Source organism: Prevotella sp. tc2-28 (assembly GCF_900107705.1).
In the GTDB taxonomy this organism is placed as follows: domain Bacteria; phylum Bacteroidota; class Bacteroidia; order Bacteroidales; family Bacteroidaceae; genus Prevotella.
On the sequence record NZ_FNRE01000006.1, the window covers coordinates 80,891 to 95,428 of the forward strand.

The 14,538-nt window shown below is 52.5% G+C and carries 10 protein-coding genes; 8 read left to right on the forward strand and 2 right to left on the reverse strand.

Translation table 11 applies throughout. The features are described 5' to 3' along the window. Nucleotide 1: 1 nt before the first annotated feature. Nucleotides 2–2,056 carry a SpoIIE family protein phosphatase gene (locus BLU47_RS07060; protein WP_255402113.1) on the reverse strand — a complete coding sequence of 685 codons (2,055 nt, stop codon included), beginning with the start codon at nucleotides 2,054–2,056 and terminating at the stop codon, nucleotides 2–4. A 118-nt stretch (nucleotides 2,057–2,174) separates the two neighbouring features. On the opposite strand from BLU47_RS07060, the gene BLU47_RS07065 reads away from it, so the two are divergent. The 4 genes from BLU47_RS07065 to BLU47_RS07080 are packed head-to-tail and all read left to right on the forward strand — an operon-like array spanning nucleotide 2,175 to nucleotide 6,882. Next, a complete protein-coding gene (locus BLU47_RS07065) occupies nucleotides 2,175–3,008 on the forward strand; it encodes a transketolase (protein WP_091960387.1) in 834 nt (277 codons plus the stop codon). Between the two features lie 5 nt (nucleotides 3,009–3,013). Further along, on the forward strand, nucleotides 3,014–3,937 hold the full coding sequence (locus BLU47_RS07070) for a transketolase family protein (protein ID WP_091960389.1): 924 nt from the start codon (nucleotides 3,014–3,016) through the stop codon (nucleotides 3,935–3,937). A gap of 12 nt (nucleotides 3,938–3,949) precedes the next feature. Beyond that, entirely contained in the window at nucleotides 3,950–5,440 is a 1,491-nt protein-coding gene (locus BLU47_RS07075) for an FGGY family carbohydrate kinase (RefSeq protein WP_091960598.1), read from the forward strand. 17 nt (nucleotides 5,441–5,457) lie between these two features. Further along, nucleotides 5,458–6,882, forward strand: a complete 1,425-nt coding sequence (locus BLU47_RS07080) for an L-fucose/L-arabinose isomerase family protein (RefSeq protein ID WP_091960391.1) — start codon at nucleotides 5,458–5,460, stop codon at nucleotides 6,880–6,882. A gap of 111 nt (nucleotides 6,883–6,993) precedes the next feature. Here the strand turns inward: BLU47_RS07080 and BLU47_RS07085 are convergent, their stop codons facing one another. After that, nucleotides 6,994–7,350 carry a helix-turn-helix domain-containing protein gene (locus tag BLU47_RS07085; protein ID WP_091960393.1) on the reverse strand — a complete coding sequence of 119 codons (357 nt, stop codon included), beginning with the start codon at nucleotides 7,348–7,350 and terminating at the stop codon, nucleotides 6,994–6,996. A 165-nt stretch (nucleotides 7,351–7,515) separates the two neighbouring features. On the opposite strand from BLU47_RS07085, the gene BLU47_RS07090 reads away from it, so the two are divergent. The 4 genes from BLU47_RS07090 (at nucleotide 7,516) to pepD (ending at nucleotide 14,530) form a co-directional block, all read left to right on the forward strand. Then, nucleotides 7,516–8,604 carry a helix-turn-helix domain-containing protein gene (locus tag BLU47_RS07090; protein ID WP_176780486.1) on the forward strand — a complete coding sequence of 363 codons (1,089 nt, stop codon included), beginning with the start codon at nucleotides 7,516–7,518 and terminating at the stop codon, nucleotides 8,602–8,604. Between the two features lie 247 nt (nucleotides 8,605–8,851). After that, nucleotides 8,852–11,188, forward strand: a complete 2,337-nt coding sequence (locus BLU47_RS07095; RefSeq protein WP_091960399.1) for a beta-glucosidase — start codon at nucleotides 8,852–8,854, stop codon at nucleotides 11,186–11,188. A gap of 12 nt (nucleotides 11,189–11,200) precedes the next feature. Then, nucleotides 11,201–13,051 carry an alpha-glucuronidase gene (locus BLU47_RS07100; RefSeq protein WP_091960402.1) on the forward strand — a complete coding sequence of 617 codons (1,851 nt, stop codon included), beginning with the start codon at nucleotides 11,201–11,203 and terminating at the stop codon, nucleotides 13,049–13,051. Between the two features lie 27 nt (nucleotides 13,052–13,078). Next, the gene (gene pepD / locus BLU47_RS07105; RefSeq protein WP_091960405.1) at nucleotides 13,079–14,530 is read left to right on the forward strand and encodes a beta-Ala-His dipeptidase; all 1,452 of its coding nucleotides are present in this window, start codon (nucleotides 13,079–13,081) and stop codon (nucleotides 14,528–14,530) included. The last annotated feature ends 8 nt before the right edge of the window (nucleotides 14,531–14,538 follow it).

Sequence of the window (14,538 nt, forward strand, 5' to 3'; positions counted from 1 at the left end):
CTCACTCTCCTTTAACCAACAGGCACATGATGGTCAAGTCGTCATTGGGCTCTGCCCCGTTGCGATGTTGTTCCACCTCTTTAACCAGTGTCTCGATGACCTGACGTGAACTGGTAAAATGATTGTTATTCAGTATATCTAACAGATGGTCGTCACCAAACTGCTCCTGTTGTATGTTCTCTGCTTCATTAAGTCCGTCAGTATAGATAAGCAACGGACACCCTTTGATGTTATCCATAGCCTCGCCAACAAAGTCAAGATCAGGCCACAGACCGATAGGCGCATTTGTTTCCATCTCCAGATAGGCCGCGGGAACTCCCCATATAGGCGGGTTATGTCCCGCATTACAAAAGTCCATATGTCCGCTATTCAGATTGATGAGCCCGATGAACATAGTGACAAACATTCCCTGCTCGTTGTTCTCCGTCAGTGCTGCATTCATATAGGTGGCAATGTCGGCAGGTTTCATATGTTGTGTGGCAAAGGTGCGGAACAATCGGGTAGCCTGTGCCATGAACAAGCTGGCAGGAACACCCTTTCCCGACACGTCGCCGACACAGAAATAAAACTCGTCGTCCAGCAATAGATATCCGTACAGGTCACCACCAACCTCCTTGGCAGGAGTCATGGCAGCGTAGACATCAATATTCTTCTCATCAGGGAATATGTTAGGAACCATCGACATCTGGATGTCCCGGGCAATGCGAAGTTCACTCTCTATACGCTCCTTCGCCTTCGTGGTCGTCTCTAGCTGGTCGTATGCCACCTGCAGCTGCGTATGGGCAGCAGCCAACCGATGCGCAGCCTTGCGTTTATGCAAGGTATAAGTCAAGAAGAAGATGATGAGCAACACCAGCGCAACACCCGTACTGATGAGTCGTTGCTGCGACAGTTCCGCTTGATGTCGGGCAATCTCCGCCTCCTTACCCTGAGTGTCATAGATGGTAGCCAACTCAGCAGTACGGCTATTTTTCTGCGTTGTAATGGCTGAATCGAGGATGGCCAGAATGTGCATACCTGCCACTATGGCTGAGTCACGTTGTCTAATCTCTGCGTTTGCCTTGTACTTGGGCAACATATATAGTTGTATGTTGTCCAGTGACTGTTCCTTTCCTGTCTTAGCAAGCATTTCATCCAGCCAATGGTAGTTATTGGCCGCCTCACGATAGCGATGTGCAACCATCAGATAATCGTTGGCATTGATACGCCCTTCTGCCGTTTGCGAATAGTCGGTCAGCAGGAATTTGCGATAAGCTTCGGCAGCATCATGCGGTTTGTTCAGACTCTGCAATGCTACCGCCCGCATAATCTCGATTCGTCCCTTGTACTCGTCGAAATACTCCGTACGGGCATCCGGTTTTTGGCTATACTTGCCTAATAACATCTCCGTTCGGTCTATCCAATAGATAGCATCGGCATAGCGACGGGTGTTGATATATGCCATACTAGTATATACGGTTCCAATGACAGCTTCTTGGAATCCACGTCCCGTACTGTCTGATTGCCACCGGTTGGCATAGTGTTCACGAGCAATAAGGAAACTCTCGTTGGCCTCCGATACCTGTCCCAGATTTAACTGGCAACATCCGATGTTGTTTAACAGGATGGCATAGTCTATGTCTGATCCGATGCCAGACTGTTCCATCTTCTTCACAGCAGGCATCGCCACACGCAGTGAACCCTCGAAGTCACCTTTAATCAGCAATAATTCTGATAGTCGTCTCGCCGACTTGTTATAGCTCAGCTGGTCTTGACTTGTCTTTACTTCACAGTCAAGGGCCTTCCGATAACACACCTCTGCCATCCGGTAATGGCCCTGTCGGTAATAGTACACGCCACGCCACCGATTGGCATCGAGCGGAGAGAGGTCACCTACCATCTCCAAGCTGTCGGTCAGTTCCTTCATCCGGGCATAATTCTTTACAGCACCAGCGCTGAAAATCAGACTGTCAGCTCGGCTGGCGCGCAGTTCCTTGTGCTTGGCTTCACCACACGATAGCATAGTGGCAATAACAGCGATGAAGATTATGACTACCGAAAAACTTCTCTTATTCATATCGAACGATTGCTATTCGCTGGCAAAGATACGATTTTTCCCGAAAAAAATGTCAGCAGTGATGACATTTTTTCCAATTATTCATCATATTACTAAAAGTATATACTTATAAAAACTTATGAACGCAAAACAGTTAGAATTAATCGCCGAGCAGAATCGCAAACGGCTCGTCGAAGTAGTGTATGCCGCCAAGGCTGGTCACATTGGTGGTGATCTGTCATGCCTGAACGTGATGACAGCTCTGTATTTTGAAGTAATGAAAAACATTGACCCCGCCCAGCCGAAGAACCCTGAGCGTGACCGTTTCGTACTGTCAAAGGGGCATTGCGTGGAGGCCCTCTATGTGACACTCGAGGCCAAGGGATTCCTGAAGCCGGAAGTGCTCGACACATTGGGTAAGTTCGGTTCCATCTTGAGTGGTCACCCAACTATTGAGGTGCCAGGCATAGAGGTTAACAGTGGCGCTTTGGGTCACGGTCTAAGCATCGGTGTAGGCATGGCCATTGCTGCCAAGATGGACAAAAAACCCTACCGCACCTATGTCATGATGGGCGACGGCGAACAAGGCGAAGGCTCTATCTACGAAGCAGCCATGGCTGGCCACCGCTATCAGTTGGACAATCTGGTGGCTATCATCGACCGTAATCATTTGCAAATCAGCGGTAACACAGAAGATGTGATGCCTCTCGACTCTATCAAGGAGCGCTGGAGCGCTTTCGGATGGGACGTTATCGAACTCAACGGCGACTCTATGGACGATATCCTGCGTGCCTTCAACAGCATCGACTACACCAACCAGAAACCTCATCTGCTGGTCAGCAACACAACGAAGGGTCGCGGTGTCTCCTTCATGGAAGGTATCGCCAAATGGCATCATGGTGTGCTGAATGAGGAGCAGTGCCAAGATGCCGTGAAGGAAATAGAAAAAAGGATTGAAGAACTGAAGAATTGAAGATTATGATAGCTTGTAGAAAACAATTTACCGACACGTTGCTGGAACTGGCGCGTGAGGACAAAGATATTATCGCAGTAACTACCGATGCTCGCGGTTCAGTAACGCTTGGCGACTATGCCAACGCGCTGCCTGACCAGTTCGTTGAATGTGGTATTGCCGAGCAGGATGCAGTAGGAATCTCCGCCGGTTTGGCTCACTCAGGAAAGAAAGTGTTCTGTTGCGGCCCCGCCTGCTTCTATGTAGCACGCTCCCTAGAACAAGTGAAGGTTGACCTTGCCTATTCAGAGAACCCCGTCACCATTCTCGGTGTTTCGGGCGGTGTGGCCTATGGTGCCCTTGGTGCCACCCATCATTCGCTTCACGACATTGCCGTACTACGCACCTTCCCGGGGATGACCGTTTGTCTGCCTTCCGACTGGCGCGTCACTAAGAAACTGGTAAAGTTCCTCGTCAACTATGACAAGCCATGCTACGTCCGTGTCGGTCGTGCTGCCGTTCCTGATGTCTATGCCGACGACAACTTCCAGTTTGAGGTGGGTAAGGCTATCCAAGTACTCGATGGTAAAGATGTCACCATCGTGGCTACGGGTGAAACGGTCTACCATGCCTGGCAGGCAGGTCTGAGGTTAAAGGAACAAGGCGTCTCTGCCCGCGTACTCGACATGTCATGGATTAAGCCCTTCGACATGGAGGCCATCTTGAAGGCCGCTCGTGAAACCGGTCGCTTTGTAACCGTTGAGGAGCACTCGCAGTTCGGCGGTCTGGGTGCTATGGTGTGCGAGACCGTCGCAGAGCATCCCGTACCTGTTCGTATTCTCGGCATCCCCGACGAGAATGTCGTCCACGGTACCAATGCTGAGATTTTCCATCACTATGGACTGGATGCCGATGGCATCGTAAAGGCGACGCTCGATTTCATCAAATAGCCCCTTATGCCCATGACACAACGATTTATTGCAATAGACCAAAGTACCTCGTCGACGAAGGCATTGCTTTTTGACGAGCAATGTAAAGTCCTGGCCCGCACCAATGTAGACCATAAGCAGTACTATCCCCAGACAGGATGGGTGGAGCATGATGCCGAAGAGATTTACACCAACATGGTGGAAGCCATCCGTAAGCTCATGGAAAATGTGGATCTGCACTATTCTTTGATTCCACACACATTTTCCCTAGCCCTCACCAACCAGCGCGAGACAGCAGTGGTATGGAACAAGCTGACGGGCAAGCCCATTGCCAATGCCGTGGTTTGGCAAGACACCCGTGGTGCTGAGCTCTGCCGCACGCTACGCTCTTCGGGAATGGCAAAGATGGTGTTCGAAAAAAGCGGACTGCTCATCGACCCGAACTTCTCTGCAACAGGTGTAAAATGGTTGCTTGATAACATAGAGGGAGCGCGTGACGCAGCGAACCGCGGTGAACTGCTAATGGGTACCATCGAGACATGGCTCATCTGGAAACTGACAGGCGGCAAGACCTTTGCTACCGACTATACCAATGCATCGCGCACCATGTTATTCAACATCCATACGATGCAGTGGGACGACGAACTGCTAGCCCTCTTCGACATTCCACGTTCGATGATGCCAGACGTACTGCCGTGCGATGCCATCTATGGTGAGACGACCGTCGAGGGAATATTCACCAAACCCATACAGATTGCTGGCGTACTCGGCGACTCTCATGGTGCCCTTGTAGGACAGATGTGCTTCACACCCGGTTCAGGCAAAGTCACCTATGGCACAGGCTCGAGCGTGATGGTGAATATCGGTGAAGAGCCCAAGATGGCGCCCGAAGGACTCGTTACCAGCGTTGGATTCTCAGCTTTCGGCAAGGTTTACTACGGTTTTGAAGGCAACATCTACAGCACAGGAGCCACGCTGAAATGGATTGCCGACCAGTTGCAGCTAGTAGGCCATCCGTCAGAGATGGAGGCGCTAGCCACCAGCATTCCCGACAATGGCGGTGTCTATATCGTGCCCGCCTTCTCCGGACTTGGTGCCCCCTGGTGGCAGTCTAACGTCAAAGGTGCTGTCTTCGGACTGACCTTTGCTACAACGAAAGCCCATTTCTTGCGCGCTGCCCTCGAGAGCATTGCCTATCAAATCAAAGACCTTATCGACGTGATGGCTCGCGCCACAGGAGGCCGGCTGAAGGAAATCGCTGCCGACGGCGGTCCCACCAAGAACAAGTTCCTCATGCAGTTCCAAGCCGACATGCTTGACACGCCAGTGGTATGCACTGAGGTTGACGACGCCTCAGCCTTAGGTGCCGTCATCATGAACGGCTTTGCGCGAGGCATCTGGAAGAGTTTCGACGAGGTGGCTCCGCTGCGCAAGGTAACAGAGGTCATCAAGCCTCAGCAGAACCCGCAGAAGCAAACCCTCTATCAGGGATGGCGTGATGCGGTGAATCAATTAATCAAATAACTTAAAACTAAACAAATATGAAGAACGGAAAGACATGTTTTGGCGTGATTATCGGAACCCGCGCCTATTTTAATTCAGAGTTGGCCAAAGACGTTCGCAAGCAGTTGCTCAAGACGCTTGACGACGGTGGCTACGAATACATCATCCTGCCCGAGAATGCTACGCCTACCGGCAGTTCGAGCATTGAGACCCGCGAGGACGGACTGAAAGTATCGAAGCAGTTCCGCGCTCACCGCGACGAGATTGATGGTATCATCGTCTCATTGCCTAACTTCGGCTTCGAGATTGGTATCATCAATGCCATCAGTGATGCCGACCTGAACGTGCCCGTCATGGTACAGGCGTGCGACGACGAGAACGACAAGGTAGACCTCGACTCACGCCGTGATGCCTTCTGCGGTAAGATCAGCGTATGCAACAACCTCTATCAGTATGGCATTCCCTTTACCGACACTACGCTGCACACCTACTCCATCTACGACCCGCTGCTCCGCAAGGACATCGACCGCTTTGCAGCCATCTGTCGCGTGGTCAACGGACTTCGCCACTGCCGTCTGGGACAAATCGGTACACGTCCGTTGGGCTTCAACACCTGTCGTGCCTCTGAGAAGTTGCTGCAGCGCTCAGGCATCACCGTCGTACCTGCCGACCTCAGCGAGATCCTCTTCGCCGCACAGAAGATTACGGACGACGACCCGAAGTTCATCGAGATGTGCAATCGCACCTGCAACTATGCCAAGGTACCCGACGCCTATAAAGAGAAGCTCGCCATCCAGGCTAAGTTCAGCGTGGCTGTCGAGAACTGGATTGAAGCCAACGACGTGCAGGCAGTAGCCATCCAGTGCTGGGACTCTCTGGAGCAGAACTACGGCTGCGCTCCCTGCGTCACCATGTCGATGCTCTCTGATAAGCTCATCCCTGCAGCCTGCGAGACCGACCTCGCCGGAGCCGTCTCCATGTATGCCCTGACACTGGCTTCCGGAAAGGCGTCTGCCCTGCTCGACTGGAACAACAACTTTGCAGAGGACCGCAACAAGTGCGTTTGCACACACTGCGGCAACTATGCCAAGTCGTTCGTCGGCAACGACGACCTGAAGCTCGGTCCACTCGGTGTTCTGGGACGTACACTCGGCAAGATTAACACCTTTGGCGCCGTCTACGCAAAAGTCAGCGAAGGCCCCTTCACCTTCTTCCGCATCTCCACCGACGACCCCAAAGGTTGCATTAAGGCTTATCTGGGCAAGGGCCAACTCACCAACGACCCCTACGGCATGGACGGGTGTATCGCCGTCACACAGGTGGACAACCTGCAACAACTGATGAAGTATATCTGCAAGAATGGCTTCGAGCACCATGTAGCCATGTGTCGAACCGATGTCGTTGATATCGTACAAGAGGCCATCGAGACCTACCTCGGCTGGAACCTCTACGTTCACGACTAGACTCCGTCAGAACATATTCACCAAATGAGAGAGCCAGGGCATGCCGCCTTGGCTCTTTCATTTGCATCTTGTCCCTATTAGAGGTGATGACGAGCAAAGGAAATACTATCATCAGGGCCGACTAGACATCTTTTTCCGCCATTCAGAGTAATTTTGTCCTTTTATGGCTTTAAAGGCTTCCGAGAAAGTGACATAAGACCGAAAACCACAAGTACAAGAAAGTTGTTTGGCGGAGATTGGCTGATAATTGGCAACAGCCTTGTTGTAAAGTCGTTCGAAATGCTGGATACGTAATCGGTTAATATAGATATTGAAGGTTATGCCTTTTTGGGCAAAATATGCGCTCAGATAGGTGCGGTTGGTGCCTATGGCTTCAGCAAGTTGCGTCAGCGTAAGGTCATGATTCAGATATAGTCGCGAACCCTCACAATGCTTACGGAGCAAGGATGAAAAATAGAGTCTATTCATATTGGTTTGGTTTTGTGATACAAAAATAACAAGTAAGGACGAAATGAGCAATAGTAAACTATCATTTTTGACAATTCAGCAACAATTTTTGTGATTTTTGCCATTTGTTTGATGTTTCTTCTCATTTATTTGTCGTACCTTTGCACCGACATCCTATTTTTATTTATGTACGAACAAGAAGGACTACAGAACTCCATCTACTTGTTGCTCTATGGTGCAACAGCCATGTTGGCCGTGGTATCTTGTCTCTATCTGCTGATGCGACGGTATAATATGTTTTCCATTAGTGAACCACCAGTAAGGCTGCGACGATGGGCAGCCGCCTTTCTGGCAGCCGATGCTTTGAGCCACATATGGTGGATAGTTATAGGCACTGTTGTGATAGTTGACGACCGCTTAGTGCGCAACGCGGTGAACATCGGACTGGACAGCGTGACGTTGGTACCACTGATGATGGTAACGCTAATCTGCATGTTACAGGACAAACGACGTAAACTATGGCCCATCGGTGTGGCAACAATACCTGTAGTGGTGGCTGTCGCGTGGGGCATCGCAGGTCACCATACCGTCTACGAGGACTTCGTACGGAACTACCTGATAGCCATTTCCATATTCTTCATCGCATATATGGTGTTCTGCGTGCTCCAGTATGGCAAGTGGCTCCGCGACAACTATGCCGACTTGGAGCACAAGGAGGTATGGCAGAGCTTAGTGCTGTTGGTGGCCATCCTGCTGACGTTCGTTTGTTACAAGACCAATTTTGGAGGCTTTATGTCAGAATATGCCGTCCAACTGATGACGATAGTGCTCATCAGTTTTCTGCTATGGCGCGTGGAGACGCTCCAACTATTGGAGCCTGCCGACGACCACAATAACGAAAACACCCCCGATGAAGAAGGACAGTCGGTCTGCGTACCCTCCTATATTAATACACTTCTGGCTGAGCACTGCGAGGCCAACGAACTATACTTACAGCACGACCTAACCATTGGCACACTGTGTGCCGCCACTGGCACCAACCGGACCTACCTAAGCGGATTGTTCTCGCAGCAGGGCATTAACTACAACACGTACATCAACCAGCTACGTATTCAACATTTCATGCGACTCTACAGAGAAACTATCGCCAACGAAAGTCCCTACACTACCCAGGAACTGGCACTGAAGAGCGGATTCCGTAGCTATCGTACGTTCAGTACCTCGTTTAAACAACTCATGGGCATGACGCCCACTGAGTGGATGAAGAAGCAATAGAACGTGGCGCTGTTTGTGTAAGCCGGAAGCCGGGGAAGGCTATCTGGCGTCAGACGGTTAACGCCTATTAACGGTCGACGTTCATCTGGTTCCAGATGGTTAACGCCTATTAACAGGTGATGTTCATCTGGCTCCAAGTTACTAATAAATATTAATATTCGATATGCAGTCGATATAAGTACGTAGTCGAATAAGTAACTTTGCAACGACTATTCAAGAGACAGAAGATATTAACATATAAATAAGCATGAAAAAACAATTTATCACAGGCCTTGCGGCCATGCTAACAATGACAACGATGACAGCACAAGTGAAACTGAAGGCTGACAACATCGACGAGGTGTTGAACGCCATGACGCTCGAGGAGAAAGCCCAACTGCTTGTTGGTGGCGGCAACGATTCCTTCGTAGGTTCTGGTGCCATGCTGGGACACCAGAAGAAACTCGTGGCAGGAGCAGCTGGCACGACGGTAGCCATACCCCGACTGGGCATCCCTGCCACGGTAGTGGCTGACGGTCCTGCCGGCGTACATATCGACGCCCATCGAGACAATACCGACCATACGTTCTTTGCCACGGGATTCCCCATCGGCACCTGTCTCGCCTCAACATGGAACACCGACTTGGTTGAACAGGTCGGACGCGCCATCGGCAACGAGACACTGGAATATGGCATCGACGTCATACTCGGTCCGGGCATGAACCTGCACCGCAACCCGCTGTGCGGCCGTAACTTTGAATACTACTCGGAAGACCCCATCGTGACAGGACTCATCGGAGCCGCCGTCATCAAGGGCATACAGAGCCAAGGGGTTGGCGTCTCAGCCAAACACTTTGCCGTCAACTCCCAGGAGACGGCTCGCACGAAGGTGGACGAGCGCGTAAGCCAGCGTGCCATCCGCGAACTTTACCTGAAAGGATTCGAGATGGCTGTGCGCCAGTCGGAGCCGTGGACCCTCATGTCGTCGTATAACATCATCAACGGTGTCTACGCCCAGGGCAACAAGGACCTGCTGACCACCATCCTGCGCGATGAGTGGGGCTACAAGGGTATCGTGATGACCGACTGGATTGGCAAGCGCGACAAGTTGCCCACCGAGCAGGAGGTTACAGCCGGCAACGACCTGATGATGCCGGGCTATCCTGCCCAGGCTGACGACATCATACAGGCCGTAAAGGCTGGCCGACTTGACATCAAGGATGTAGACCGCAACGTGCGCAACATGCTGGAGTATATCGTCAAGACGCCACGCTTCAAGGGCTACCAGTTCTCCAACAAGCCTGACCTGAAGGCGCATGCTGCCGTCACCCGCCAGTCGTCAACAGAAGGCATGGTACTGCTGAAGAACACCGGCGTGCTGCCCATCCGCAACCTCAAGACAGTGGCACTGTTCGGTGTCAACTCGTATGACTTCCTGTCTGGCGGACTGGGATCAGGCTGTGTCAACGTACCCTATGTAGTGGATATGGTGACCGGCCTAAAAAACATTGGAGTCACCACCACTCCACTACTGACAGAGATATACCAGAACTACGTGAAGTATGCCAAGGTCAAGCTGAAGGCAGACAAGAACCCCATCATGTGGTTCCTTGACCAAGGACAGCCCAAACTGGACGAGATAGAGATTTCCGACCGCTGCGTACAACATGAGGTGCAGGAGGCCGATGCCGCCGTCATCACCATCGGGCGTCAGGCTGGCGAGGGCATGGACCGCAAGATTGACGGAGAGTTCAACCTCACCCGCGAGGAACAGGACATGATATTCCACGTCAGTGACCAGTTCCACGCCCAGGGCAAGCCCGTCATCGTCATCATCAACTCAGGGTCGGTCATGGAAACCGTTTCGTGGCGCGACCGCGCAGATGCCATCCTGTGTGCTTGGCAACCCGGCGAGGAGGGTGGCAACAGCGTTGCCGACGTGCTGACAGGCAAGGCTAACCCCTCAGGCAAGCTAACCATGACATGGCCCATTGCCGCTACTGACCATCCCTCTACACGCAACTTCCCGCAAGACCCCGACATGTACACTTACCGCGAGATGCAGGGCTGGGAAACCGGCATTCCAAACGAAAGCTTTACCAACCACGAGGAAGACATCTACGTGGGATACCGATACTTTGACACCTTCGACAAACAGGTGGCTTACCCCTTCGGCTTCGGGCTATCGTACACCACGTTTGATTTCAGCCAGCCTAAGGTGAAGGTGGGCAGCGACAAGGTGACGGTCACTGTCAACGTCAAGAACACAGGCAGCGTGAGCGGCAAGGAAGTGGCGCAGGTCTATGTGACCGCTCCGAAAGGCACCCTCGAGAAACCCGTCCATGAGCTGAAGGCTTTTGCCAAGACGCGCGAGTTGCAGCCCGGCGAGAGCCAGACACTGACCATGACTATCCCGCAGCGCGACCTGGCTTCGTTCGACGAGGCACACTCCCAATGGCTCGCCGAGGCTGGCACCTATACCTTCCGTATCGGGTCGTCCAGTCGCGACATCAAGGTCACTGCCACTACCAAGGTAAGCGAATACACCGAAAAGGTGAACAACGCCATGGCTCCCCAACAGGCACTTAATCTTTTGAAACAATAAACATCCAACGACATGAAACGACACTTGTTATCACTATTCATTCTCACCTCTTCGCTTTTCACCCTTCAGTCTTCAGCCGAGGATGGTCATCAGCTGTGGCTGCGCTACCAACCCGTCAACAGAACCAAGGTAGTGTGCAACCAGCAGTCGCCTACCATCGACATTGCCCGACAGGAACTGGAGACCTACTACAAGGACGGCACCATCACCCTGCGCATCGACCCCACCATGTCCGACGACGAAGGCTACCGCATCAACAGCAGTACCATCAGTGCCCGTCACGACAGCGGACTGCTCTATGGCACCTATGCCCTGCTGCGCGGTGAGACGGGCGAGACACATCCCGCCTTCAACCTGCGACTGCTGAACCACTGGGACAACACCGACGGCAGCATCGAACGCGGCTATGCCGGTGAGAGCATCTTCGAGTGGTTCCACCTGGACGAACAGCTCATCCGCGACTATGCCCGCGCCAATGCGTCCATCGGCATCAACGGCTCCGTATTGAACAATGTCAATGCCTCGCCCAAGATGCTGACGACGCCCTATCTGAAAGAAGTCAAGAAGATTGCAGACATCCTGCGCCCCTACGGCATCAAGGTGTACCTGAGCATCAACTTCGCCACGCCCATGGCATTGGGCGACACCAAGACGGCAGACCCGCTGAACAAGTCGGTAGCCCGTTGGTGGCAGCGCAAGGCAAAGGAAATCTATCAACTAATCCCTGACTTCGGCGGTTTTCTGGTCAAGGCCAACAGCGAGGGACAGCCCGGTCCTGGCGACTACCACCGCAGCCATGCCGACGGAGCCAATATGCTGGCGGATGCGCTGAAGCCCTTCAGAGGCATCGTGATGTGGCGCTGCTTTGTATATGGTGCCAACCACAAGGGCGAGGACCGCGTAAAGCAAGCAGTATCGGAATTCAAACCTTTGGACGGACTATTCCACGACAATGTCATTCTGCAGACCAAGAACGGACCGCTGGACTTCCAACCCCGCGAACCGTACAGTCCCATCTTTGACCAAATCAAGCAGACACCTAACATGGTGGAACTGCAGATAACCCAAGAGTATCTGGGACAATCACGTCATCTGGTGTACCTCGCTCCGATGTGGAAGGAGTTCTTCTCCTTCGTACCAGTCCGACAGCTAAGAGGCATTGCCGGTGTCGCCAACATCGGTAAGGACCGCAACTGGTGCGGTCACCACTTCTCACAAGCCAACTGGTATGCTTTCGGTCGACTGGCCTGGAATCCCGAGCTGACATCTGAAGATATTGCTAATGAATGGCTGAAGCTGACCTTCTCCAGTGATCCCAAATTCGTGCGCTGCATGAGTCAGGTGATGACAGAGAGCCGTGAGGCTTGCGTGGACTATATGATGCCACTGGGCCTGCACCACATCTTCAAGTTCGATCACCACTATGGTCCCGAACCCGACGGTTTCATCGCCTCCTATCCGCTGGAGTGGTGTCCTGTCTACTACCACAAGGCTACGAAGGACAGCATCGGTTTCGACCGATCGAGCACCGGCACGAATGCCACCAGCCAGTACCGTCCGGAGATGGCCCGGCTCTACGACAACATCGAGACCTGTCCCGAGAATCTGCTGCTGTGGTTCCACCGCGTGCCTTGGACCTACCGTATGAAGGACGGCTCCACGCTGTGGGAGTCGCTGCAATACCACTATAACGAAGGAGTACTGTGGACGGAACATGTTCACAACTTGTGGCACAACAAGATGGGCCACTTCGTTGACGAGCAGCGCTGGCGCGAAGTGGACGAACGGTTAGAACATCAAGTGGAGAATGCCCGTGAGTGGCGTGACACTTGTCTTGGCTACTTCCGCCACTTTGCCGAATAATGAACGCATTCTAAACACTATACGTATATGACAAACCATCTAGTCCAATACCCAAGCACCAAACGGGTGTTCCAAATTTTCGAGGAACTGAATCAGATACCACGTCCGTCACACCACGAAGAACGCGTGGCAGACTATCTCTGCCAGTTTGCCAAGCGGCTGCAGTTGCCGTACAAGCGGGATGCAGAGAACTGTGTCGTCATCAGCAAGCCTGCCACTCCGGGACATGAAGGGGCTGAGCCCATTGTGCTGCTGAACCACATGGACATGGTCTGCGTGGGCATGAACGACCCTCTGCACTCACCCATTGATGCTTATGTGGAGAATGGGTGGATGAAGGCGAGAGGCACTTCGCTTGGTGCTGACAACGGTATCGGACTTTCCATGGCACTAGCTGTGCTGGAAAGCCAAGATATCGTACATGGACCGATGGAGGTCATCACGACTACCAACGAGGAAGACGGCATGTCTGGAGCATCGCAACTGAGTAAGGACTTCCTAAAAGGCAGGAAGGTGATTAACCTTGACTCGGAGGACTACGATACCATCACGACGGGAGCCGCAGGTGCCTGTCTGCAATTCCATCGCATCCCCGTAGAGCGCATACCTGCACCCGGAGGCAAGCGTCGCTGGTATAGCATCCGCTTTGAGGGCGGACTAGGCGGCCATTCCGGTGTCGACATCAACAAGGGACGCTGCAGTGCGGTTGTTCCCGCATGGGCGGTCTTGGCTGCTATCTACAATGAATACGATTTCGATGTGGCTTCTATCAACATCGGTGAAGCTAATGCCTCCATTGCCTCCTCCGCAGAGATTGTGCTGTGCATCCCTTCGGGCGAGGGTGCTGAATTCGTCAAGCAGCAAGAGGACATGATGAACGAATGGCTGCGCGAGGAGTATGGCAACAATGACCCTGACATACACTGCGTCATCAGCAAGTGCGAACGACAAGAAACGGTCATCAACCGCGAGGCTTTTGAGAATATGATGTCCTGTCTGGAACAGATTCCACAAGGGGTGGTGAAGATGAGCGACACCATGAAAGGAACGGTGGAGACCTCTAACAACGTAGGGCGTATCGTAACCGAGGACGACTGCATCTTCATCTCTACCCATACACGCAGTTTCATTGACAGCGACATGGAGGAACTTAGTAAGCAGATAGCCAACGTATTTGCCTCATATGGAGGAAAGAGTGAAACCGTCATGTCGGCACCTGCCTGGCAGGAAGACCAGCAGTCACCGTTCCTACAATTAACTTCCGACACCTTCCAAGACGTACTGGGCTGGCGTCCCCGTATGGTAGCTATGCACTTTGTGCTGGAGGCAGGCTTCTTCGTACAGCACTACCCCGGCATCCAGATAGCGAGCATCGGTCCACGCATCGTGGAGCCCCACTCCACCAGTGAGCGTGTAGAACTGTCAACCGTCGACGACATCTGGCGCGTACTCGTCGAATTACTCAAACGCCTCGCATAAGTCACCTG